The 22909-nt window shown below is 67.1% G+C and carries 26 protein-coding genes; 17 read left to right on the top strand and 9 right to left on the bottom strand.

Annotation, left to right across the window (positions count from 1 at the left end; all coding sequences use genetic code 11):
• Positions 1–3 precede the first annotated feature (3 nt).
• From RIC11_RS10320 to RIC11_RS10305, 4 genes are read left to right on the top strand one after another with little or no spacing between them, the layout of a single operon-like run.
• A complete protein-coding gene (locus RIC11_RS10320) occupies positions 4–249 on the top strand; it encodes a hypothetical protein (RefSeq protein ID WP_350210930.1) in 246 nt (81 codons plus the stop codon).
• A gap of 37 nt (positions 250–286) precedes the next feature.
• A complete protein-coding gene (locus RIC11_RS10315) occupies positions 287–511 on the top strand; it encodes a hypothetical protein (RefSeq protein WP_350210928.1) in 225 nt (74 codons plus the stop codon).
• Complete coding sequence (locus RIC11_RS10310; RefSeq protein ID WP_350210926.1) at positions 499–819, top strand: type II toxin-antitoxin system RelE/ParE family toxin; 321 nt, start codon at positions 499–501, stop codon at positions 817–819. Before RIC11_RS10315 ends, RIC11_RS10310 begins: the two co-directional genes overlap by 13 nt.
• Positions 820–842: 23 nt before the next feature.
• Positions 843–2162 carry a 3-deoxy-D-manno-octulosonic acid transferase gene (locus RIC11_RS10305; RefSeq protein WP_350210924.1) on the top strand — a complete coding sequence of 440 codons (1320 nt, stop codon included), beginning with the start codon at positions 843–845 and terminating at the stop codon, positions 2160–2162.
• Between the two features lie 31 nt (positions 2163–2193).
• Here the strand turns inward: RIC11_RS10305 and RIC11_RS10300 are convergent, their stop codons facing one another.
• Together RIC11_RS10300 and RIC11_RS10295 are read right to left on the bottom strand one after the other, a co-directional pair.
• On the bottom strand, positions 2194–3003 hold the full coding sequence (locus tag RIC11_RS10300) for a hypothetical protein (RefSeq protein WP_350210922.1): 810 nt from the start codon (positions 3001–3003) through the stop codon (positions 2194–2196).
• Positions 3004–3014: 11 nt separating this feature from the next.
• Entirely contained in the window at positions 3015–3191 is a 177-nt protein-coding gene (locus RIC11_RS10295; protein ID WP_350210920.1) for a hypothetical protein, read from the bottom strand.
• A gap of 237 nt (positions 3192–3428) precedes the next feature.
• Here RIC11_RS10295 and RIC11_RS10290 point away from each other — a divergent pair, with 237 nt between their 5' ends.
• From RIC11_RS10290 to RIC11_RS10280, 3 genes are all read left to right on the top strand, one after another.
• Complete coding sequence (locus RIC11_RS10290) at positions 3429–4436, top strand: ABC transporter ATP-binding protein (protein WP_350210918.1); 1008 nt, start codon at positions 3429–3431, stop codon at positions 4434–4436.
• Positions 4437–4621: 185 nt separating this feature from the next.
• Positions 4622–5467, top strand: coding sequence for an ABC transporter permease (locus RIC11_RS10285; protein WP_350210916.1), 846 nt, complete (start codon positions 4622–4624; stop codon positions 5465–5467).
• A gap of 168 nt (positions 5468–5635) precedes the next feature.
• Positions 5636–6487 (top strand): ABC transporter permease, encoded by an 852-nt coding sequence (locus RIC11_RS10280; protein ID WP_350210914.1) that lies wholly within the window; start codon positions 5636–5638, stop codon positions 6485–6487.
• A 54-nt stretch (positions 6488–6541) separates the two neighbouring features.
• Here the strand turns inward: RIC11_RS10280 and RIC11_RS10275 are convergent, their stop codons facing one another.
• The 3 genes from RIC11_RS10275 to RIC11_RS10265 all read right to left on the bottom strand — a co-directional run bounded on the left by RIC11_RS10275 (position 6542) and on the right by RIC11_RS10265 (position 8792).
• Positions 6542–6958 carry a secondary thiamine-phosphate synthase enzyme YjbQ gene (locus tag RIC11_RS10275; RefSeq protein WP_350210912.1) on the bottom strand — a complete coding sequence of 139 codons (417 nt, stop codon included), beginning with the start codon at positions 6956–6958 and terminating at the stop codon, positions 6542–6544.
• Positions 6959–7516: 558 nt separating this feature from the next.
• On the bottom strand, positions 7517–8452 hold the full coding sequence (gene ispH / locus RIC11_RS10270) for a 4-hydroxy-3-methylbut-2-enyl diphosphate reductase (RefSeq protein WP_350210910.1): 936 nt from the start codon (positions 8450–8452) through the stop codon (positions 7517–7519).
• A 148-nt stretch (positions 8453–8600) separates the two neighbouring features.
• Entirely contained in the window at positions 8601–8792 is a 192-nt protein-coding gene (locus RIC11_RS10265; RefSeq protein WP_350210908.1) for a hypothetical protein, read from the bottom strand.
• 776 nt (positions 8793–9568) lie between these two features.
• Between RIC11_RS10265 and RIC11_RS10260 the strand changes: the two genes are divergently transcribed.
• Together RIC11_RS10260 and RIC11_RS10255 are read left to right on the top strand one after the other, a co-directional pair.
• On the top strand, positions 9569–9874 hold the full coding sequence (locus RIC11_RS10260) for a flagellar biosynthesis anti-sigma factor FlgM (protein ID WP_350210907.1): 306 nt from the start codon (positions 9569–9571) through the stop codon (positions 9872–9874).
• A gap of 252 nt (positions 9875–10126) precedes the next feature.
• Positions 10127–10657 carry a Fur family transcriptional regulator gene (locus RIC11_RS10255; protein ID WP_350210905.1) on the top strand — a complete coding sequence of 177 codons (531 nt, stop codon included), beginning with the start codon at positions 10127–10129 and terminating at the stop codon, positions 10655–10657.
• A 22-nt stretch (positions 10658–10679) separates the two neighbouring features.
• Here the strand turns inward: RIC11_RS10255 and RIC11_RS10250 are convergent, their stop codons facing one another.
• Entirely contained in the window at positions 10680–11480 is an 801-nt protein-coding gene (locus tag RIC11_RS10250) for a 3-keto-disaccharide hydrolase (RefSeq protein WP_350210903.1), read from the bottom strand.
• A gap of 243 nt (positions 11481–11723) precedes the next feature.
• Between RIC11_RS10250 and RIC11_RS10245 the strand changes: the two genes are divergently transcribed.
• The 3 genes from RIC11_RS10245 (at position 11724) to RIC11_RS10235 (ending at position 14997) form a co-directional block, all read left to right on the top strand.
• Positions 11724–12047 carry a hypothetical protein gene (locus RIC11_RS10245; RefSeq protein WP_350210901.1) on the top strand — a complete coding sequence of 108 codons (324 nt, stop codon included), beginning with the start codon at positions 11724–11726 and terminating at the stop codon, positions 12045–12047.
• A gap of 212 nt (positions 12048–12259) precedes the next feature.
• Complete coding sequence (locus RIC11_RS10240) at positions 12260–12664, top strand: hypothetical protein (RefSeq protein WP_350210899.1); 405 nt, start codon at positions 12260–12262, stop codon at positions 12662–12664.
• Between the two features lie 1367 nt (positions 12665–14031).
• On the top strand, positions 14032–14997 hold the full coding sequence (locus RIC11_RS10235; RefSeq protein WP_350210898.1) for an IS1/IS1595 family N-terminal zinc-binding domain-containing protein: 966 nt from the start codon (positions 14032–14034) through the stop codon (positions 14995–14997).
• On the opposite strand, the gene RIC11_RS10230 is transcribed toward RIC11_RS10235, so the two are convergent.
• The 3 genes from RIC11_RS10230 to RIC11_RS10220 form a co-directional block, all read right to left on the bottom strand.
• Positions 14988–15506, bottom strand: coding sequence for a hypothetical protein (locus RIC11_RS10230; RefSeq protein WP_350210896.1), 519 nt, complete (start codon positions 15504–15506; stop codon positions 14988–14990). The genes RIC11_RS10235 and RIC11_RS10230 overlap by 10 nt on opposite strands.
• The gene (locus RIC11_RS10225) at positions 15481–15837 is read right to left on the bottom strand and encodes a hypothetical protein (protein WP_350210894.1); all 357 of its coding nucleotides are present in this window, start codon (positions 15835–15837) and stop codon (positions 15481–15483) included. The genes RIC11_RS10230 and RIC11_RS10225 overlap by 26 nt, the downstream gene beginning before the upstream one ends.
• 319 nt (positions 15838–16156) lie before the next feature.
• Positions 16157–18763 carry an SHD1 domain-containing protein gene (locus RIC11_RS10220; RefSeq protein ID WP_350210892.1) on the bottom strand — a complete coding sequence of 869 codons (2607 nt, stop codon included), beginning with the start codon at positions 18761–18763 and terminating at the stop codon, positions 16157–16159.
• 308 nt (positions 18764–19071) lie between these two features.
• Between RIC11_RS10220 and sufU the strand changes: the two genes are divergently transcribed.
• The 5 genes from sufU to RIC11_RS10195 all read left to right on the top strand — a co-directional run bounded on the left by sufU (position 19072) and on the right by RIC11_RS10195 (position 22627).
• Positions 19072–19458 carry a Fe-S cluster assembly sulfur transfer protein SufU gene (sufU, locus tag RIC11_RS10215; RefSeq protein ID WP_350210890.1) on the top strand — a complete coding sequence of 129 codons (387 nt, stop codon included), beginning with the start codon at positions 19072–19074 and terminating at the stop codon, positions 19456–19458.
• 84 nt (positions 19459–19542) lie between these two features.
• On the top strand, positions 19543–20055 hold the full coding sequence (locus RIC11_RS10210) for a hypothetical protein (protein ID WP_350210888.1): 513 nt from the start codon (positions 19543–19545) through the stop codon (positions 20053–20055).
• 80 nt (positions 20056–20135) lie between these two features.
• Entirely contained in the window at positions 20136–21419 is a 1284-nt protein-coding gene (locus tag RIC11_RS10205; RefSeq protein WP_350210886.1) for an aminotransferase class V-fold PLP-dependent enzyme, read from the top strand.
• A 253-nt stretch (positions 21420–21672) separates the two neighbouring features.
• Positions 21673–22167 carry a 3-hydroxyacyl-ACP dehydratase FabZ family protein gene (locus tag RIC11_RS10200; protein WP_350210884.1) on the top strand — a complete coding sequence of 165 codons (495 nt, stop codon included), beginning with the start codon at positions 21673–21675 and terminating at the stop codon, positions 22165–22167.
• Between the two features lie 70 nt (positions 22168–22237).
• Complete coding sequence (locus RIC11_RS10195; RefSeq protein ID WP_350210882.1) at positions 22238–22627, top strand: acyl carrier protein; 390 nt, start codon at positions 22238–22240, stop codon at positions 22625–22627.
• The last annotated feature ends 282 nt before the right edge of the window (positions 22628–22909 follow it).

Here is a 22909-nt window from a genome sequence, read left to right as displayed (position 1 = left end):
GCCATGCCCAAGCGTCTCGGCCTCGGCTCGCTGCTGCTGCTCGCGCCGCTGCTGGCGCTCGTTGCCGCTCTGGTCACGTGGGTCCGCGTGCTGCGGCAGGAGGTGACGCACCTCGAGCGGCGCGTCGCCACGCTCGAAGCGGCCCAGCCGCTGACGGTTTCGCTCGACGTGTCCAACGTCGGCGTGCCCGGCGACGTCGACCGGGCTATGCTTTTAGATGCCGCAACCGGACCGGTTCCAATCCGGTAAAGCCACACGAGCCACCTCCCGATAGCGAGCCTCCGCCATGGCGACCGCCGAGCGACCCACCGCCGACGCAACGACCCGGCCATTGCCGAAGGACGACTTGATTTCGGTCCTGCAGGCTCAGCCCGCGGACAGCACTTACGACGAATTGATCCGCGAGTTGTTGCTCCGCCGCGAGGTGCGCCTCGCAATGAAGGAAGTCGACGAAGGACGTGTGCTCACCAGCGAAGAGATGCGGCAGGAGATCGACTCGTGGCGAAAGTGATCTGGAGCACGCGGTCTCGTGATCACTTGCGCAGAATCGACTCCTACCTCGCCACGCACAGCTTCGACGCCGCTGCTCGCGTGGTGGAGGGGATCTTCGAAACCACGCAAACGCTCGCCGCTCATCCCCGACTCGGCTGGCGCGAGCCGGCGTTGCCCGACCGCGAGGTGCGAAACCTCTTGTACGGTCGGTACCGAATCGTCTATCAGATCCGCAGCGAGGACGCGGTCGAGGTGCTAGCGGTTGTGCACACCAGCCGCGACTTTCGACCAAAGGACCTCTTCGACGGCGAAGAGTTCGCTGACTAGTTCGTCCCGGGAAAGGATTCCCGATGCACCCAATCTCCCGCTGGTCGCTCAACGCGGCCTACGCCGCCGCGCTCGCCGCGGCCTCGCCCGCTATCGCCTGGTCCGCTTGGCGGACCGGCAAACACCGCGAGGGTTACGCCGAGAAGCTCCTCGGCCACGCGCCCGAGCGCCGCGGGGACCGGCCCTGCGTGTGGCTGCACGCGGTCAGCGTCGGCGAGGTGAACCTGCTCGCGGTGCTGATCGCCGAGCTCCGCGACCGCCGGCCCGACGCCGAGATCGTTGTGTCGACGACCACCAAGACCGGCTACGACCTCGCCACGAACCGCTACGGCGACCGCCACACGGTCTTCTACTGCCCGCTCGACTTCTCCTGGGCCGCCGACGAGGCGGTCCGCCGCGTGCGGCCCGACGTGCTGCTACTGGCCGAGCTCGAGCTCTGGCCCAACCTGATCGCCGCCGCCAAGCGGCACGGCGCGCGGGTGGGCGTGGTCAACGGCCGGCTCAGCGACAGCAGCTTCCGCGGCTACAGCCGGGTGCGGCCGCTGCTCGGCCCCACGCTGCGTTCGCTCGACCTGGTCGCCACGCAGGACGCCCCCACCCGCGAGCGGTTCATCCGACTCGGCGCCCGCCGCCGGGTTTCGGCGGTCACCGGCTCGCTCAAGTACGACGGCGCCCAGACCCGCCGCGACAACCCACGCACGCGCCAGCTGCGGTCGCTCGCCGGCTACACCGACCGGCACACCGTGTGGCTCGCCGGCAGCACCCAGACGCCCGAAGAGGCGATCTGCCTGCGGGTGTTCGAAGAGGCCCGCCAGGACCACCCCGGGCTGCGCCTGGTGCTCGTGCCGCGGCATCCGGAGCGTTTCGACGAGGTCGCCCGCGTGCTCGACCAAAGCGGCCTCCCGTGGACCCGCCGCAGCGAATTGCAATCCGCAATCGGCAATCCGAAACCCGCAATCCTTCTCGTCGACACGATCGGCGAGCTCGGCGCGTGGTGGGGCGTGGCGGACATCGGCTTCGTTGGCGGCAGCTTCGGCGACCGGGGCGGGCAGAACATGATCGAGCCGGCCGCGTACGGCGTGGCCACTTGCTTCGGCCCGAACACCCGCAACTTCCGCGACATCGTCGCCGCGCTCGTCGAGGCCGACGGCGCGCGGGTCGTCGCCGACGAGGACGCCCTCGCCGCGTTCGTCACCGCCTGCCTGGAGCTGCCCGCCGAAGCCCGTGAGCTGGGCCGCCGCGCGCAGGGGATGGTCGCGGTGCAGCTCGGCGCGGCCGGCCGAACCGCCGACCTCGTCCAAAAACTCCTGCCCGACGCCGGCCGGCTCCGGCGCGCCGCCTAACGGCGCCCGGCGCCCGCCACATGGCTGCCCGCTAAACCACGTGCTCGTGGTTCCCCAGGTGGTCGGGGCAGTAACACTGCTGCCCCGCACACTTGGAGCAGTAGCGGAACGCGGTCCGCGGCGCCATCTGGTTGGTCAGGCCGCACACGCGGCACTCGTGCACGATCGGCTTGGCCGCCCGCTCGGCCTTGGCGCGGAATTCCTGGCGCCGCCGCGCCTCGCCGAGACGCTTCACCGCGCCGTAGCCGAAGAACAGCAGGTAGTCGGCGACCGTCGCGAGGACCAGCCAGAAGACCGGCCACCCGCCCGTGAAGACCCGCAGCGCGAACACCGCCCAGGTGATCGCCGCCAGCCACTTCGCCTTCATCGGCAGCACGAAGTAGATGTGGAAGACAAAGTCCGGGTACAGGCTGGCGAACGCGAGGAACAGCGAGCTGTACAGGTACGCGTTGGTCGCCATGCCCGGCGGCAAGAAGAAGGCCACGGCGACCGTGGCCGCGTAGCCGACAAGCAGGTAGAGCGTCAGCCGGAACGCCCCCCACATCTGCTCCAGCGCCTGGCCGATAAACCACAGCACGTACCAGTGCAGCAGCAGAAAGATGAGCGAGTACCGCGGCGGCTCGAACAAGAACGTGACGACCCGCCAGACCTGGCCCCGCAGAACCAGGTCGGGCCGCAGCTGCACGAGAGCGTCGACGTCGAGCGCGGCGGGCCCTCGGCCGCGGGCGTCCTGCAACGCGGCGAGCGCGTAGACCGCGACCTGACCGATGACGATCGCCGGCACGAGGTTCGGCACGGCCAGCCGCCCGAAGCGCTTCTCTAGCCGGTCGAGCTGCTTCATCGCCGGGGCCGCTAGCTGGCGTCGCCCGAGGCGGCGCCGAACATCTTGCTGATCACGAGGAACAACAGTCCGACCGCGACCCACATCGCCGGGTAAATCAGCATCACCGGGCTCTGCATCGCCCACAAGCTCCCCGCGCACCACAGCACGAACAGGATGGGCAGAGCGATCTTGATATCGGGAAGCATAGGAAACTCCGGTGAAGTGCTACCCCTGAAAACATAACCGAGCGTCCCGGCACGGCAAAGGCGGAGTCGCGAAGGCCCGGTGTAGGGAAGCGGGAAGGCGGGGAAGCGCGAAGCCGGTGTGGGGAAGCGGGAAGCCGGAGCGGGAACCGTCCCGCGAACCGCCCACTCCCAGCTTCCCCCGCCCCGCGGCCCCCCGATTCTGTCCCCCCGCCCCCTGCGCCCCTACAATCGACCGCCATGGCCATCATCCAGATCCGCGGGCTGCGGAAGTCGTACCGCGTTTACCAGAAGCAGGAGGGCGTGCTCGCGTCGGTGCGGGGGCTGTTCCACCGGGAGTTCCGCGATGTGGAGGCCGTGCGCGGGATCGACCTGGAGGTCGAGCAGGGGGAGTTCGTCGCGTTCCTCGGCCCCAACGGCGCCGGCAAGACGACCACCCTCAAGCTCCTCTCCGGCGTGATCAGCCCCACCTCCGGCGAGGCCGAGGTCATGGGCTTCGTCCCCTGGAAGCGGGCGAACGAGTACCGCCGCCGCTTCGCCCTGGTGATGGGCCAGAAGAACCAGCTCTGGTGGGACCTGCCCGCGGCCGAGTCGTTCCGCCTGCACCAGCAAATCTACCGGCTGAAACCCCACCGGTACGACGCGACGCTGGGCGAGCTGACCGAGCTGCTCGACGTGCGTGAGCTGCTCAACCAGCCGGTCCGCGAGCTGTCGCTCGGCGAGCGGATGAAGATGGAGCTGATCGCCGCGCTGCTGCACGAGCCGGAGGTGCTGTTCCTCGACGAGCCGACGATTGGATTGGATGTCGTCGCGCAGCACAACATCCAGCAGTTCCTCAAGCGCTACCAGGAAGAACGGCGGATCACGATCCTGCTGACCAGCCACTACATGAAGGATATCGCCGCGCTGTGCCGCCGCGTGGTGATCATCGCCCGGGGGCGGCTGATGTACGACGGGTCGCTCGCCGGGATCGTCGACCGCTTCAGCGGCCACAAGGTGCTCACGCTGCAGTTCGCCAACGACCAGCCCCTGCCCGACCTGTCGCGCTTCGGCGAGCCGCTCGACGCCGAGCCCCCCAAGGCGCGCGTCAAGGTCGAGCGCGAGCGGATCTCCGACGTGCTCTCGAACGTGTTGCGGGACTACACCGTGGCCGACGTGAGCGTCGAAGACCCGCCCCTGGAGCAAGTCATCGCGGACATGTTCGCCACCGCCGGCGACTCGCAGGAGCTGGCCTCTGCTTCGGTCTAACCGCCAAGTCGCCAAGAGCGCCAAGCGGCCCGGCGAGCGGCGAACGTGGCGCCCGACAACCATCCTCGATTTCAGGGCTAGCGAAGCGATAGAGTCGATCCTATTGAAGACTCGATGAACCGGTACTTGGCGGCCTTGGCGCTCTTGGCGTCTTGGCGGTTCCCCCCCCCGACCACCCGACGACGATGCAAGCCACCGCCGCGACGCCGACCGCCTTGTCCGCCGGGTGGACGATCTTCCGCACCGCCGTGCAGGAGCGCCTCGTGTACCGGGGCGACTTCGCGCTGGGCACGCTGATGCGGTTCTTGCCGATCGTCACCCAGATCTTCCTCTGGACCGCGGTCTTCAACTCCCTCAACGGCGGGACGATCAACGGCTTCTCGGGCGACGACGTCATCGCCTACTACCTGCTGACGATGCTCGGCCGCGCGTTCAGCTCGATGCCGGGCCTCGCGTCGGGGATCGCGTTGCAGATCCGGGAAGGCGAGATCAAGAAGTTCATGATCCAGCCGATCGACCTGCTGGACTACCTGCTGCTGGCGCGGGTCGCGCACAAGCTGGTCTACTACACCGTGGCCGCCGGCCCGTTCGCGCTGGTGTTCTGGCTCTGCGGCGATTACTTCCCCGAGTGGCCGCCGGGCCACGTCTGGGCCGCGTTCGTCGCCTCGCTGCTGATGGGCTTCGCGCTGGGCTTCTTCCTCGAGGCCACCCTCGGCATGATCGGCTTCTGGTTCCTGGAGGTCAGCTCGCTGTTGTTCGTCTACATGCTGGCCAACTTCTTTTTCTCAGGCCACATGTTCCCGCTCGACTTCCTCGAGGGCGCCGTGCCCGCCTGGGCCGAGCCGTTCCTCTACTGGCAGCCGCTGCAGTTCCTCGCGTACTTCCCGGCGGCCGTGTACCTCGGCAAGATCTCCGGGCCCGACCTCTGGCAGGGCCTCGCGCTGCAAGCGTTCTGGGTCACGTTCTTCGTCGTCACCGCGCGGGTCGCCATGCGCCGCGGCTTCGCCCGCTACAGCGGCTTTGGGGGGTGAAAAAGGGAACCGCCAAGTCGCCAAGAGCGCCAAGGCCGCAGAGGAAGAAGCAACGAGACCTACCCGCCATCACACACTGAGTCGTCTAGCCGGAAATCGATCGACTGCTGCAAATAGCCCCGGCCCCACTACAAGCTCTTGGCGCTCTTGGCGTCTTGGCGGTTAAAAATGAATGAAGCCATCCGCCTGTACCCGAAACTCCTGTGGACGTTCGCGCGGAACTCGCTGATCCGCGACATGACGTTCCGCTCGAACTTCGTCATCGAGGCGATCAGCTCGGTCGTCTGGATGGTGATGAACCTGGCGTTCTACTTGCTCGTGTTCTTCCAGATCGAGCAGAACCAGCCCGCCGGCGAGACCGCCGCCATCGCCGGCTGGGCGAAGCCCGAGTTCCTGGTCTTCATCGCCACGACGATGATCATCAACTCGATCATGCAGGCGTTCTTCATGCCGAACGCGCAGGAGCTGAGCGAGCTGGTCCGCGCCGGCGGGCTCGACTTCGCCCTCTTGAAGCCGGTCGACACGCAGTTCTTGGTCTCGCTCCGCAAGAGCAAGTGGTCGGCGCTGGGCAACCTGTTCGTCGCGATCGCGCTGATCGCCTACGCGTTGCCGCGGCTCGCCGCGGCGCCGTCGCTGCTCTCGTGGCTGCTGTACCCGGTCTATGTCGTCTGCGGCGTGTCGATCATGTACAGCGTGATGATCGCGCTGGCGGCCACCAGCATCTGGCTCGGGCGGAACCAGACGCTCTACGACTTCTGGTTCTATATCACAAACTTCAGCCGCTACCCGATGGAGATCTACGGCGGCAACTTCCTCGGCGACGCGCTGCGGCTCACCTTCACGTACCTGCTGCCAATCCTGGTCGTGATCAACGTGCCCGCGCGGGTGCTCGCCAAGCCGCTCTCGACCGAGTACGCCGGCCTCGCGGTCTTCGCGCTGGCCGCGACCGCCGTATCGCTACTCGCCAGCCGCTGGGTCTTCAAGAAGGCGCTCCAGAGCTACCGCTCGGCGAGCAGCTAAAGCAGCTAAAGCCACCCGACATCGCCCCTAACGGGGCTGATGCGCTGATTGATGTCACTCGCCCATCACCGTGACGACGATCCGCCGCCGGCGCGGCTTCACGTCGCACTCCAGGTGGAACACCTGCTGCCAGGTTCCCAGCAGCGGCTGGCCGTCGGCCACCGGGCACGACCACGACTGGCCGAGCCAGGTCGCCTGCAGGTGCGAGTGGGCGTTGCCGTCGTGCCAGGCTTGCTCGTGCCCGTAGTCGCGGCCCGGCGGGATCAGCTTGTTGAGCACCTCGGGCAAGTCGCGCTCCAGGCCCGGCTCGAACTCGATCGCCCCCACCGCGCCGGTGCTGCCCACGTTGAACACTTGCACCGTGCCGGTCCGAACGCCGCTCTCCCCGACAATCCGCGCGACCTCGGCCGTGACGTCGTGCATGTCCCGCCGGCCGGCGGTCTCGAGGGTGAAGCTGTCTTGGTGGGTCATAGGGGGTCTCGCGCAGAGTCGCAGAGACAGCAGAGAGAACGGCGATCCTGAGAGTTTTTGGCGAGCCCACGACATTAATCGTGGGTGGGTCTCACGCAAAGGCGCGAAGTCGCAAAGGAAGGGTGGTTCAGCTCACGCCCACTCGGCATTCTCTTTGACAAGATCAACGACCACAAAGCCATCGCCACCATCGAAGACCGCATCGGGTTCGTGACGGTGGGTCGATTTAACGTGCACTGTCCACCGAGATGGCGTTTTCCCGATCAGGCACGGTTCATGTCGATGCGGCGCGGCGTGATAGATGAAGGGGGACCACTCAGCGTATGAAGGTCTTTCAACGGCTAGACTCGCCAAGCGGACAGCTTCCTGCCCCGCCTCGCGAAGAGACATGCGGCGAACTAGCGATCGACGGCTGGCTGCCACGCGGCGGTCTCTCAAGAACTGTCTTAGCGCCTTCGCGCCTTTGCGTGAGACCCACCCACGACTGACGTCGTGGGCTCGCCAGTCACCCGTCGGCTCGGCCGACTCCTCTGCTGTCTCTGCGACTCTGCGCGCGACCTACGACGAAGCCAGCGCCCGCAGCTCGCGCGGCAGCGGGAACGACACGCTTTCTTCGCGGACCAGCCGGGGCTCGACGGTCGCGTTGTGCTCGGCGGCCAGGAGGTCGAGCACCGCTTCGACGGTCTTCTCCGGGGCGCTCGCGCCGGCGGTGACCAGGACCGTCTCGACGCCGTCGAACCACTCGGGCCGCAGGTCCTGCGGGCCGTCGATCAGGTAGGCTGGCACGCCCGACTCCTTGGAAAGCTCGGCCAGGCGTTGGCTGTTGCTGCTGTTCTGGCTGCCGAGCACGAGCGTCAGGTCGGCCTCGGCGGAGAGCTTGCTGACCGCCTCTTGGCGGTTCTGGGTCGCGTAGCAGATGTCGCTCTTGGCGGGGCCGGCGATGTTCGGGAAGCGCTCGCGGAGCCGCGCGATGACGCGGGCCGTGTCGTCGACGCTGAGCGTCGTCTGCGTGAGGTAGGCCATGTTGTCGGGGTCGGCGATCTCCAGGCGATCGACGTCCTCGGGGGACTCGACCAGGACGATCGCCTCGGGCGCCTCGCCCATGGTGCCGATGACCTCGTCGTGCCCCTCGTGGCCAATCAGCACGATCGTGCGGCCCTGCTTGGCGTACTTGATCGCTTCGAGGTGGACCTTGGTGACCAGCGGGCAGGTCGCGTCGATCGCCCGCAGCCGGCGGGCCTTGGCCGCCGCGCGGACCTCCGGCGACACGCCGTGCGCGCTGAACAGCAGCGTGGCGCCCTCGGGGGCCTCGTCGACCGAGTCGAGGAACGTCACGCCGCGCGAGCGGAAGTGGTTCACCACGTACTGGTTGTGCACGATCTCGTGGTACACGTAGATCGGAGATCCGAACGCCTCGAGCGCGAGCTCGAGCGAATCGATCGCCATGTTGACCCCGGCGCAGAATCCGCGGGGGCTGGCGAGGAGGACTTTCATCTGGCGGCGGGTCGGGTTCGGCTCGATCGATTGGGCAATCACAGAACCGAATGATACGGCCCCGGCCCAACACAAAAAACGGCCGGCGCCCTCCGAAGCTCGGGAGCGCCGGCCGTTGATGGGTGGCCGTTGTGTCGGGTTGGGTCCGCTACCGCGGCCGCGGCTTGCGCCGTGGCGGTCCCTGCGGGAACCGCTCGCGGTGGCTCTTGACGAACTCGCGCAGCGAGTCGAGCGTCTCGCGGTGCAGGTCGGCGAAGGCCTCCAGCGGCAGGCGGATCGGGTGGAACTGGCTATTCTGATCGACGGCGAAAACTTCGCTCGGCAGGGCCTCGGCGCTCATCGTTCGCCTCCTCTGTGCTCCGTGGGGGGGGCGGAACGACTCGCGCCCGCGACCGCGGGATAGGCGTTCCAGGTGCTTGCAATACGAGGGACATCGCAGGCCGGTTCGGGGGTTCGCTTGGGGATTGGCGAATGCGTCGATAGTGCGGCCAGCCGCCGCGCGGGCGGCCCGTCCGGCGCCCGCCGACTCTTCGCCAAGACCGCCCCGACACGCCGCGTCGGGCCAGCCCGAACCAACCGGCGCCCCACCCCGCCTATCAGCCCCCAACCACCCCGTCCGACACGTCCCGTGTTGCCCGGCCGCCACGCTCGGGGCCGATCCGCTGTTGCCCCGAAGCATCACGCAGACGTACTATCCTGCCCGCCCGGCAAACCGGGCGTGTGTGTGCTGATCGGCCGGGGGCTCAATTCGTTGCAGCCAGGCCGGTTGCGGGCCCGAAGCAACGAACAGACTCATCGCAAAGCCGCCCGCTAGCACCGCTAGTGAGCGGCCGCCACAAGGAGGCGGAGTCGCCGAACCACCGCCGAGCCAGGCCGTACGGAGCGTACGGCCCGCGACGCTCGGTCAGCCTAGTTGGTTCGGCGTACGGGTCAGAAGGAACTGGCCAGAAGAGTCCAGCGAGCGGCGCCATGTGCCCCAGGGCCTAGGCGACGCTCTGAACGAGTTCGCCAGTTCCCCGTAGAATCGACCCACCAGCCACCACGCCCGATGGCGTAGCCTTCGATGACGCCGACCCGTCGGCGTGGCTGCCACGCGAGTTAGGAGTCCAACGCAAGATGCAAGTCAACGGCCCCACCCAGATCCACGGTCCCCAAGCCCTGTCAGGCCCCCACTTCCGCCGCTCGGCCGCGCCGGCCGCCGGCGCGCAGGCGTCCGACCAGGTGACGTTCTCGGCCGAGGCTCAGAAAGCCTCCGCCGCCGCCGAGGCGCTCGACGCCCGCGCCGCGGAGGGGATCCCCGGGCCGGACGGCGTGCGGAGCGGTTTGGTGAACCGCCTGAAGGGCGAGATCGCCGCGGGCCGCTACGAGTCGATCGACAAGTTCGATACGGCCCTCGACCGGCTGCTCGACCAGATCGGCTAGCCCCGATCGTCCAGCGGCCGGCCCCCGGAAATCCCTTACCGGAGCCTCGGGCGATGGCCCGGGGAGTTTGCCGTCGAGGGATTCGGCTAGCACTCCCCGGGCCGACGCCCGAGGCTCCGGTGTTTTGTAGGCTGGGGTGTTTGGTCGCTGAGCCGGTTGGTTGTTCCTCGTGGCTGCGGTCCCTAGGATGGCCGATAGGCCCAACCGAACCCGCCCCGCCATCGCGACCGGATGATTCCCCACTCTGCTCCGTTGACCGACGGCGCCGTCGACTCGACGGCCAGCGACTTCTCGCTGGGCGAGGTCCGTGTGTCGATGACGCCGCAGGAGCGTTTCGACGAGTACCTGCAGAGCAAGGGGAAGCGGACCACGTCGCAGCGTCGGGCCCTGGTCGACCACGTGTTCGCCCGCCACGACCACTTCGACGCGGAGGAGCTGATCGACCAGCTCAACCGCAAGGCCCGCGGCGGCGAGCGGGTCAGCCGCGCGACGGTCTACCGGGCCCTCGACGAGCTGGTCGAGGCCGGCCTGCTGCGGAAGATGACCCTCGGCAGCCGGGCGGTCTACGAGCCCGACTACGGCTACCCCCAGCACGACCACCTGCACTGCACCCAGTGCGACGGCTTGATCGAGTTCCGCAGCGACGAGCTGCTCGCTCTGCGCGAGGCGGTCGCCCGCGAGCACGGCTTCCGTGTGACCGGCCACCGGCTAACGATCAGCGGCCTGTGCAAGGGCTGCGCTGCCAAGCGCCACCGGCGGCCCTCGCCGCTCGATTTGGTTTAGCCGGCGTGCGGCCCGGCTAGCGTCACTCGCCCGCCGCGCCCTGCTCCACCGGCCAGGTGCGGTCCCCTTCGCGGAACATCGGCTCGCCCTGCGCGCCGGTCGGGGCGGCGATTTCGCGGACCCAGATGTTGCGGAAGCGGACCGGGTTGCCGTGGTCTTGCAGCGCGATCGGGCCCTTCGGTCCGATGTCCTCGTACTGCGGCGGCCGGTGGTACGGCGTGTCGCCCAGCAGCGTGAAGTGGTTCAGCACCAGCACGCCGTTGTGGACCACGGTCACCGTGGCCGGCGACAGCAGCTCGCCGTCGGCGAACTTCGGGCAGGTCCAGAAGATGTCGTACGTGTTCCACTCGCCCGGCGGCCGCATCGCGTTGACCATCGGCGGGATCTGCTTGTAGATCGACCCGGCCTGCCCCTCGGGATAGGTCTTGTTGTCGTACGAGTCGAGCACCTGGAGCTCGTACTTGCCCATCAAGAACACGCCGCTGTTGCCGCGGGCTTGGCCACTCCCCTCGGCCGGCTCGGGGGCGGACCATTCGATGTGGACCTGGCAGTCGCCGAACTGTTCCTTGCTGCGGACCATCCCCTTGCCGGCGACCATCGCGCCGTCCTCGACGCTCCACCCCTGCGCGTTCTCCCAGGCCGACAGGTCCTCGCCGCCGAACAGCACGACCGCGTCCGAGGGCGGCGCGTCGTCCGTGGGGCCGGGGTCGACCACTCGCGGCTCGTCCCACGCCATGCCGGGCAGGTACTCCAGCGCGGCCGCCGAGCCGGCGACGAACAACAGACAACAGGCAGCGGCGGCCAGGCGGGTCGAGTGGCGCATCTCGTGGGGCCTCAAGCGGGGTGAGCGGGCTGGCGGATCGGCAGCTGTCGATAAGACTTGCGAGTATGCCCCGCCGGCGCGGCCGCCGCAACGAGCCACCGACCGGCCGCCGGCGCTCGATGCGCCTTCCCTCGGGGGCCGCCGGCAGGCAAAATCGGGGGAGCAACGGAGGGCCGGCCGCAAGGTCCGATACCGGCAGGCGGGGTTCACCAGGGAAGCCGCGGCGTAGGGGTGTGCTTGGCGATGACAACCGAAGAAATCCTCGCAGCGGCCCGCGCCGCCAAGAAGCCCGCGGCCGACGAGTCGGCCCAGTCCGGCTCGGCCGCCGACTCGCAGCCCGAGGAGCCGACCGGCCCACGCGGCCGGCGGATGCTGACCGCCAAGGACATCCTGGCGATCGCCAACGGCCAGATGACGCTCCGCCGCGAGCAGCCCGTGTGCGGCCAGCCCCTGGCCGACAAACGGCTGCCCGACCCGGGCGACGCGAAACCCGAGGCCCTGCCCGAGCCGCTCGAAAAGAAGAAGCTCACGGCGGCCGACATCCGCGACCTGGGCCAGCGCAGCTGACACGCCCGATCCGCTGCCGCCCGATGGCTGCTACTGATCCGCTGCCGCTGAGCGGCCTGCGGCGCATCGCCACACGGCGCCGCGGCTTCTCGGTTTGAAACGCGACACGGCCTAAAAAACGGCGTGTCACGCGAAACGGCACTGGCTGACTAAACGGTTGCTGGCCGCCCGCCCCGTTCCCGAGGCTCTCCGCCGATTCTACCCTCGGCGGCATGGAACTGATCGACCGCTTGAAGGCGCAGGCCAAGGCGCGGCGAGACGCCGCGATCCGGGCCGCCGAACTGGACTACGCCCACGCCAAGAAAGAGATACGGGCCGTGGAGCGCCGCCTGCTGCGGGAGTGCCCGCAAGCGAGGGCGAAGAAGCCGCTCCGGGCCGAGTCCTCTATCGCGATCGCCGAGCGGATTCTTGCCGAGCGGGGGCCGCTGACGCTCCTGGAGTTGGCTGTCGCGGTGGCCGACGCCGGCTACGTCAGCAAGCGGGGGCCGGCGTCGCTCAAGGGCACGCTGCGGGTTTCGATGCTGCGGCACCGGGAGCGGTTTTGGTGCGAGGGTGGGGTCTGGGGGGTGGCTACCCTACGGGTAGGCGGTCAATATGACGGCGCGAATGGCGGTTAAAGCGATGTCAAGGTTGACGGAGGCAGGTTTTTGCGATAACGTTGACAAACTGTCAACGTTATCGCAACCGGGATTTTGTGGCTACGCTATCTCGCAACGGATCTCGCTTTTGGTCCGCCTAATGCGTACTCTTTGCGTAGTAGGTTTGAGGAGGGTCAGAGTCAACAAGAGCAAGGGCGAAATTCGCACGCTCCCGTGCATCGCACGGCGGATTACGGAAAGAGACGACTGGCCCCATGCCGAATCAACTGGCATTGGGGCCTCATATTGCGCGAGGGACACATGGCAACCGGAACTCTAGGCAACCAAAGCAGCGCCCTGCCGGCCCCAGTCAGGCGGCTAATTGGAGAATATGCGCCCGTCGTACGCGCCCGCATTGTCGAGGAGCTAATGGCTGTTGGTTCTACCGATAGCCTTAACAGCATCGAAACGGTACAAAAGGCGATCAGTCGCGCTCTGGCCGGCTTGGGCGTCTTGGGACCGTCGCCCGAATGGGACATGGAGTTTGAATCTGAGTGCGTCGCCGCCGCCGAGCGAGGCGATGTGCTAACCACGGATGAGCTACGCGATGAACTCAAGCGTCGTTTGGGCGGAACCGATCGCTGACCGGATCGCCGGGCTAGGGGTTTCTGCGCAAGTTGCCGACGCCCTCGTAATGCACGCGGAATCGGAGATTCAAAAAAGCGTGGCTCAGGGATCGAGCAGCGTAGCGTCAAATTGCTACCTACCAGACGCCGACGGGACTCTCGTCGGCGTTTACTTTTGGGCTAGGCACCGCTCCATCGGAGGCACGACGACAATCATCAATTTTGGTTTGCACTGTTTGGCGTCGTAGCCGAATCGAACGAACCCAAAAACGCTCGTGGCTGTCTACAGCGGCCATGAGCGTTTTCTTTTAAGCGGCCGTAAGTCCGCTCTCTTCGGAGAGCGGCCCGCGTCTTGGCGGCGCAGCAGCCTTATAAGCTGCCGGAGGGTTCCGTGCGCCTACGGAAGGGATCGTAACCCCCTCTCTCCGCTCAGCGGCTGACTCTACGGGCAGCCCTCAAGAGCACCGCACGCGCCCAGCTAGAGGTCTTGCCGTCGGCAGCCTTGTCAAGCTCGGCGCGCTCCGCTTCCGTCATGCGGATACGGAGCACGTTTTCTTTGCGCTCTTCGGGCGGCTTTTCGGGTCGGGCCATGCCGTAAAGGTAGCCACAAAAACGTTTCCGTCAACCCTTGTGCCGAGGGTAGTTGTAGCTACAATAACAGGCAGTGAAGAAAGCTCAGAGCCGGCGGCAACCGGCCCTGAGCAACCGAAATCAGGCTCTCGCCCGATCCCAGCCTAGTACCTGGATCATAGCGGGAGCCCCCACCCGGGAGCAAACGCAATGGTCATTTCCGTCTGCACGCACGAGAGCCACAAGAAGCACGGCAAGAACGCCTCGGGCAAGCAGCGGCTTCGCTGCAAGCTCTGCGGCCACACCTGGCTAGAAGAGACCGCCAAGCCGATCGGCGATATGCGGATCAGCCTGCGGGACGCCCAGACCGTCCTAGGCATGCTCCTGGAGGGCATGAGCATCCGGGCCGCCAGCCGGCTGACCGGCCTGGACCGCAACACCATCGGCGACCTGATCCTCGCGGTGGGCGAGAACTGCCAAGCGCTCCTGGACAGCGTCGAAGGGGTCCAAGCCGACCACGTCGAAATCGACGAAATCTGGAGCTTCGTGGGGCTCAAGGAGAAGCGGCGGATCGATCGCGGCTACGGCGACGAATGCGGCGACTCCTGGACCTGGATCGCCATCGAAGCGAACACCAAGTTCGTGCTCGCCCACCACGTCGGCGCCCGCGAGCTTGAGGACTGCTACCGGGTCGTGCGGAAGCTCCGCAAGGCGACGACGGGCCGCATGCAGGTCACCAGCGACGGCCTGCAAGCCTACCGATCGGCCGTGCCGTTCACGCTGGGGGAGCGGGTCGATTTCGCCCAGGTCGTGAAGACCTACGCGAGCACGCAGGTCACCACCCGCTACTCGCCGGCCAAGATAATAGCCGCCGAGAAAAAGCCCCGCTTCGGCGACCCGGACCTAGAGCGGGTCAGCACGTCGCACGTCGAGCGCGTCAACCTCAGCCTGCGGATGCACCTGCGTCGCTTTACGCGGCTCACCAACGGCCACAGCAAGAGCATGGAACACCACGTCGCGATGCAAGCGATCTTCTTCGCTTGGTACAACTGGTGCCGCGTCAACACGGGCCTGGAGGGCAAGCAGACTCCAGCGATGGCCAGCGGGCTGGCGGAGAAGGCTTGGACGATTAAGGAGCTGCTCGAAACGGCCGCGGAGGCAGCCTATCAGGCGTGAGCAAGTCGACCGTGGTTCCCGCCGCTGCCGAAAGGCTGAGACAAGAGCCAATAAATCCTTTCGACAACGATGCCCATCGTACCGACGGTCAGCAGGACGAGCACTCCCGTGAATGGACGGTAGATGACGACCGACCGTGCGATATGTCGGGCTGCCATTCTCTGGGCCCCTTCGATGGCCGCTTGCAGCGCCTGGTTGTCGCTCTTCGGCACTTCGGTTCGCGGCGATTCGCTCTGCCGGATCATCGCTGCGATCAAAGCAGGCAGCGACAAGCGGTAGGCCAACACGATCGCATCGTTTAGCCGATCGCGGGCGTACAAGTAGGCCGGGTCGTTGAGTGCGCCAATATCGCGAGCCTCATCCCATAGGCGGTCCCGAACCTCGAATAGCTCCTGGCGCACCACAGTGATCCGCACCCGACACCAAATCAGATAGGACACGCTGAGCGTCAGGCCGAAAGTGCCTAAGAATAGCTGTGCGTATTCAAGTATCACTTTGGTGTCCTCCATCTGACTCAAGGCCACTGGACGAACGCTGCGGATCCTTCTCCGATTCTAGCACCGCGATTCGGCCAAGACGCTCCTTCGTGAACTTCCGGAATTTCCACCAAACCAGCAGTTGAGGCAGCGCGGCAGTCAGTGCGCCCAAAACGGCCACTAGCACCGTGACCCAAACGGGCTGACCAAATAGCTCCTTCACGGCGTCAGTGATCAGATAGACGCAATAGGCAACGCAGCCGCAGATTCCCAGCGTGCGAATCGTGCGCCAGCGTGCCACGGCGACATCTGCCGTGGAAGTAGGATTCTTCGTGCCGTTCGTGCCGGATGCTTCCTCCGCCATCCCGCTGATAGTACGCAGCCGCTAGCGACTCTGGCAAGGCCGGCGAATTGTTGCCAGACGCCCCGCCATCGGGCAAACCGCGCGGCCGCCCCCGAAAAAACTCCCCAGCAACCAACTAATCCGCCAGTGCCCGCGAAACGGTAACGAAACCGCCGTTAAGCCGTTGCCGCGCCAGGGTTTAGGCATGCGTTACACTGCCGCGTTTCGTTACACCGTGACGCGCGACGCTCGGTGGTCACGTTCGACGCCGCGAAAATCGGTCTATTGTCGCCCGATCGGCGGGGCGCTTTAACGGAATTGGCCGGGCGTGGCGTCGCTGTCAGCGGACCTCGGAACTGTCGTTCCAGTCTTGCACGACTCCCTCGTGCGAAAGGATCGACGCGCCGTAGTGCCCGCCGGCCGTGGCCCGGCCGTCTTGGGTGACCTCGACCGGGAAGTTGGCCTCGGCCAAGCTGTCGACGTCGGGCGTGGTGAGCCGTTTGAGTGCGTCGTCTAGCTCCTCACCGGGAAGCAAGTGAATGATGTGGCCAGGCCGCGCGGTCCACCCCTGTGACCAAACGACCTCTTCGTCGACGAGCATCTCGATGCTCGACGCGTAGGGCCTGACGGTGCGTCGCTCGAGATCTTTGTCCTTTGGGAAGGGACGGCCGGTGGTGTTGATGCGGAGCTCTTGCTGAGGCAGCGCTTTGCACGAGACCCGCACCCGAGCGGCTAAGGGCTCGGGGTCGTCCTCGTGGCGGACCCGGTAGCCCGCGCTGGCGAGCGCTTCGCCGACCGAGTCTCGCAGCCGCTCCGCGGTCTGCGGGCCAAGGTCGGTGTCGATTTCGAGCCGCACATCGTCACCCCGCTCGACCAGGAGCAACTCGTCGACCGGCGGCAGTTCGCCATGGGTCCGGGTCATCGCGTCGTGCGGCGCGGGTATCGACCCTACGTAGAGGCCGCCCTTGCCGCCGCGTTTGGGGCCGTACCAAACCCTCCCGGCGCGGGCGGTTGCGTAGTGCTCGTTGAAGCTGTCGGCGACGAAGTATCGCCACAGGGTCACGGGGTAATGCGGCTCGATCACGTCGGCGCCATCGAGCAGCAGCCAGCCGCCGATCCAGTCGATCTGCATCGCGTCCCTCGACGACGCGGTCAGCAGGAATAACCTCTTGCCGGTTCGCAGGTCGCCGCCAAGGACTAAGCCCTCGGACGTGGCGAACGCGATCCGCGACAACGTCGAGTCGAGGCCGATCGAGTGGACGCGGCCGAACCGATCGGGGATGGCGACCACCGTTGCGCCCGCTTGCGTGTCGACTAAAGCGATTCCGTCGCCGCCGATCGCGACGTGACGCCGGTCCGGCGCCACCTGCACGGCAGAACCGGAGATCGAACCGGGCAGGCGGTGCAGGGCCTTCGCGTCGTCGCGACGCCACACGACGTAGTCGCCGGCGAGGCAGCGCGTCATGACGCGGCCGCCGGCGAGTGAGTAGGCCGCTTCGAGCTGCTCGTGGAACGCGTCGGGAGGCGCCGCGTCGAAATCGACGCTCGGACGCAGGCCGTCGGGCGCCAAGTGGTACACGAAAAGCCTTGCGGACTGATCGGCGACATCGCCGCCCTTGAGGAGCACCACACGCTGGGCGGCGTCCGCGTCGAGCACGACCGAGCCCGCCGGGGTTGCGTAGAGCGGTTCGGCCCGTCCGTCGGAGAAATCGAGGTACTGCACGCTGTGGCGTTCCTCCGCGGGCAAGCCCGACTCGACGACCGCGATCGCCGCCGAGCCGTCGGGCGCCACGTCGAGCCGAATCAGCCGCTCGCCGAGGGGCCCCGGGTCGAGCGGCCGGCCGAGTTGCAGCGAATCGACCGCGGGCTCGACCGGGCTCGCCGCCGCGGGCGGCGCGTAGCGGGCCTGACGGGCGTCGGGTTGCACACGGACCGCGGCCACGCCGCTCCAGTCGGCGCGTAGCGATCGCGACTCTGATTCCTTCGGGTCGGCGAAAGGGTTTTTCTCGATGGGCGCCGCCTCGGCGGCTCGCCGGTCGGCGACGTACCGCCGGTCGGCGTCGGATAGCTTGGCCAGCGGGACGAGGGTTTCTTTACCGCCGCTTTTTCGTATCCGAACGCTCTCCCCGTCGAGGCCCACGTAAGTCGCTTCGATGCGGAACTTGCCTGTAGCGTCGGTCCAGGTCCGCTCGTGTGCGGGAGCGATATCGGGGCCGGTCGCCTTGCGTAGCCGGCTGACCGGCGCCCAAAAAGCGATCGACTCGGAGCGTCGCACCCGAGCGCGCAGCCCGGCGTCGCGCAATCCTTTCTCGAGCGGCGAGGTGTCGCGGAGTTCGACCAAGGCCAATCGGTTGCCGAACGCGTCGGTTTCCATGTCGCGGACCGTCGCGCGGAACGGGGTCTTCGCCAGGTCGATCTCGACACGGTTGCCCTCCTCGATCGCTGCCCCCAGTTGCTCTGGCCCGCCGCCGAGCAAGTCCCGGACCTGCGAGGGCTGGGGGAGCGCAGCGTGCATGTCGCCGAATCCGGTAGCGGGTTGCTCGAAGAGCCGCCTTGCCGAGAAGTGCGGGGCGGGGTGCGACTCGTAACGCTGCCGCAGTTTCTCAAGGGTGATCTCGGCTGGATCGACCTCGACACGCAGCACGCGTCGGTCGGCGCTCTTGCTGAGGACCCTTGCGTAGTCGATCGAGTCGACAAACGCGTCGAAGTCGGCGACCGGCCCGACGCCCAACTGGGCGCCGATCGGCAGGACGGCCTCGACCCCGTCCGGGGCGGCCAAGTGGACCAGCGCGACGACCAGTTCCTGTGCGCCGGCCTCGCCCGGTTTGTTCTTCCGGCGAAACGCTTCGAAAGCGAGCTCACGCTCGCCGAGGGCCTTGAGAAGGTCGTGCGAGAGACCCGGGTCCGGCGCCGCGGCGACGAGCTCTTGAGCGTTGGCGATGGTCATCGTGACCATCGATCGCGGGTCGACCCCCTCACCGCGCCCGGCCGGGGCCTGCGGCGTTGGGGCTTGGGCGTTCAAGACCTGGGCCACGGCGGCCGCACCGACGCAGGCCCCCACAGCAACGAGGGATCGGGCGACTCGCATAACGCAGCGACGAAGTGTTGGGGTGCAGCGGACGATCGAACGAGGCTTCTACGATAATCCATCGGGCCGGAGGCGTCCGCCGCGTTGCCGCAAAGCCGCGTGGGCTCTAGAGTTGAGGGTGGTCGACCGGAGAGGCCCAAACCCTGACGTCCCCCGTACCAGCAGCGATGACCGACGAAGAAGAGATCTACCAAGAGCACATCCTCGACCACTACGAGGACCCGTTCCACAACGGGCCCCTCGAAGGGGAGACCCACGCGCACGAGGACAAGAACCCCCTGTGCGGCGACGTCGTGCGGATCGCGCTGAAGCTCGACGCGGACGGGAAGGTCGCGGACTGTGCGTTCGAGGGCGACGGCTGCGTGATCAGCCAGGCGTCGGCCTCGATGCTGCTGGAGGAGCTCTGCGGCAAGACCGTCGACGAGGTCGAGCGGTTCTCGGCCGAGGACATGCTGAAGCTCTACGGCCCCCGCCTGACGCCCAACCGCCAAAAGTGCGCGCTGCTCGGCTGGCGGGTGATCCGGCAGGCGGTGCACTCGCCGGTGGCGGGGTAACCACGGAGCCGGGGGGATTCACCGCGGAGAGCACGGAGGACGCGGAGAGGAAGAACGGAACGCGGATAAACGCGGATTGGGCTGATGAGCGCGGATCAACACGGGTCGCGATGGCTCCGGTTGGCGAAGCGAGTTGTCTTCTTCCCGTTGGTTCTGCTTCTGCTGCCAATCGTTGCGTCTTTCCTCCTCTGCCTAGCGGTTCGGAACGCGACCTTCTTGGTTTGCCTCTGGATTGCTTGGCGGGCGCGTGGGCTCGACACGCTAATCGTCTACTCGAATAGCCCCAACTGGCAAGATTACTTCGAAGGGGCCGTCATCCCCGCGATCGGACGTCGTGGGGCCGTGCTGAACTGGTCGGAACGAAAGCGGTGGCCGACTCTGTCGTGGAGTACGCTGGCGTTTCGCTTCTTCGCCGGCGAGAAGGAGTTCAACCCTATCGTTGTCATCCTCCGGCCATGGCGACAACCGCAGACTTACCGCTTCCACAATGCACTGCGTGACGCCAAACACGGCAAGTTGCAAAGGCTTCGCGAGGTCACCGGTAAACTGTCGGACGACTTGAGCGTAGAAGTCCCTATGACATCCGTCGGCGCGTAGTCCGCGACTATCCGCTCGATCAGCGTTGATCCGCGTCCGATTCTTTACCCCGCGTGCTCCGCGATCTCCGCGGTGAATCAATGAAGCTAGCCGAAGCCAACCCCGCCGCCCTGCTCCCCGAGTCGCTGCGCGACGACTTCCCGATCCTTGCGCAGGAGGTGAACGGCAAGCCGCTGGCGTTTCTTGACAACGCGGCCAGCAGCCAGCGGCCGCAGGCGGTGATCGACGCGGTCTTGCAGTCGTACGAGCGCGACTACGCGAACGTGCACCGCGGCGTGCACACGCTCAGCGAGCGGTCGACCGACGCCTACGAGGCGGCCCGCCGCAAAGCGCAGGCGTTCCTCGGCGCCGAGCACGAGCACGAGGTGATCTTCACCGGCGGCACGACGGCCGGCATCAACGCGGTCGCCCGCTCTTGGGGCGACGCCAATGTGCGCGAGGGGGACGAGATCCTCCTCACGCCGATGGAGCACCACTCGAACCTGGTCCCGTGGTTCCAGCTCGCCGAGCGGACCGGCGCGGTCATCAAGCACGTGCCGATGACCGACGACGGCCGGCTGGAGGTCGACCGCCTGGGCGAGGTGCTCACCGACCGCACGAGGCTCTTTGCCTTCAGCTCGGTCAGCAACACGCTCGGCACGGTCAACCCGGTCGCCATGCTATGCGGGCTCGCGAAGCTGGCCGGCGCGGTCACCCTGGTCGACGCGGCCCAGAGCGCGCCGCACATGCCGACCGACGTGCGCGCGATGGGCTGCGACTTCCTCGTCTGCAGCGGCCACAAGCTTTGCGGCCCCTCGGGCGTGGGCCTCTTGTACGGGCGCGAGGAGCTGCTCGAAGCGATGCCCCCGTTCATGGGCGGGGGGAGCATGATCAACCGCGTTTACGACGACCGCTTCACGCCGGCCGACCTGCCCGCGAAATTCGAAGCGGGCACGCCGCCGATCACGCAGGCGATCGGCCTGGGGGCGGCGATCGATTACCTGCAGGCGATCGGCCTCGACGCGATCCACGAGCACGAGCTCGCGCTGGGCGAGGCCGCGTGGGAGCGGCTATCGGGCATCGAGGGGATCCGCTTGCTGGGCCCCGACCCGGCGGAGCACGAGCGGGCCGGCTTGGTGAGCTTCGTGCTGGACCGCCCCCACGCGCACGACATCGCGCAGCTGCTGGACCGTGAAGGGATCGCCGTGCGGGCCGGGCACCACTGCACGCAGCCGCTGCACGACCGGCTGGGGCTGACCGCTAGCACGCGGGCCAGTTTCTATCTCTACAACACGCCGGGCGAGGTCGAGCGGCTGGCGGAGGCCATCGCTTCGGTGCGCGACCGCTTCAAGCCGTCCGGCCGCCGCCGCCGCCCTCGTCAGTAAGCCGGCAGCCCAAGCCAGCTAGAGCACCGGCGATAGCCCGCGAGCCCACGACGTGAGTCGTGGGTGTTGTAGCCATTCGCGGTCGGCGGCCCGACCCGGTGCTTCCACCGACGACTCATGTCGCCGGCTCGCCGTGGGGTTCGCTGGTCGAACGCGGCGGCCGATGACCGCGTTGTGGCCGATCGGTGGCGCCGCTATAATCCGCGGCTCGCTCGACCCATCCCCCCCATTTTTACAGCGTTCCGTAAATTCGATGCGGTTTTGGCTGCTCGACAAGATCGAAGAGTTCGATGGCGCCGAGCGGTTGGTCGCGTCGAAGCAGGTCAGCTACAGCGAGGAGTACCTCCAGGACCACTTCCCGGAGTTCCCGGTGCTGCCGGGCGTGTTCATGCTCGAGGCGGCCACGCAGGCGTCGGCCTGGCTGCTGCGGCTGACCGAGGACTACGCGCACAGCGTGGTCGAGCTGAAGGAGGCGAAGAACGTCAAGTACGCCGACTTCGTACGCCCCGGCTCGCGGCTGGAGGTGGTGACCGAGCTGCTGAAAAAAGACGACGTGCACGCGACGTTCAAGGTCACCGGCACGGTGGGCGACAGCGTGAGCCTCACCGGGCGGCTGGTGATGCAACGATACAACCTCAGAGACCAAGATCCCGCGCTGGCGGAAGTCGACGCTCATGTTGTCCGCTACATGAGGTCGATCGAAGCGGTGATGCGACTAAGCGGCGCCGCGGCCAGAACCCCGGCGTGATGGCGCCGATAGCGTGGCGGGCGAGCGTCTGCGGCCCGCTGACTCCCGTAACCGAGTCCGAGAAACCGGCATGGCTACCAAAGAAGAGATCTTCGCGAAGGTGCAGGAGGCGCTCGTCGACGCGCTGGGCGTCGAAGAGGACGAGGTCACTCCCGAGGCGACCCTCCAGGGCGACCTCGACGCGGAGAGCATCGACTTCTTGGACATCGTGTTCCGCTTGGAAAAGGCGTTCGACATCAAGATCGAGCGCGGCGAGCTGTTCCCCGAGGACATCCTCACCAACGCCGACTACGTGTCCGACGGCAAGGTCAACGACGTGGGCATCACGAAGCTCAAGGAGCGGATGCCCTTCGCCGACCTGTCCGCGTTCGAGCAAGACCCCCAAGTCCAGAAGCTCGGCAAGCAGCTGACCGTGCGCGACATGGTCGGCTTCGTCGAGTACAAGCTGGCGCAGGCGTAGCCTGCGGCGACAGGCTGGAGGCTGGAGGCCGAGGGCTGCAGGACGCGCGCAGGCCGCTCCGCGGCCGCCGGTCGGCCGATCCGGCTTCGAAAACCAACTTAGGCGCCCAAGCAACGCCCCCGGCGCTTCCTCCGGCCTCCAGCCTCCAGCCTACAGCCTCCCCCAATGCGTTGGTTCTGGGTCGATCGATTCACGGGCTGCGTTGCTAGGCGGTCTCGGCTCGCCTACGGCGAAACCTCGCCGCGCGACACGCGGCGGCTGGCAAAGCTAGTTAGCCTCTCT

This window comes from Botrimarina sp. (genome assembly GCF_040219535.1).
Classification (GTDB): domain Bacteria; phylum Planctomycetota; class Planctomycetia; order Pirellulales; family Lacipirellulaceae; genus Botrimarina.
This window is presented reverse-complemented; position numbering and strand designations above follow the sequence as displayed.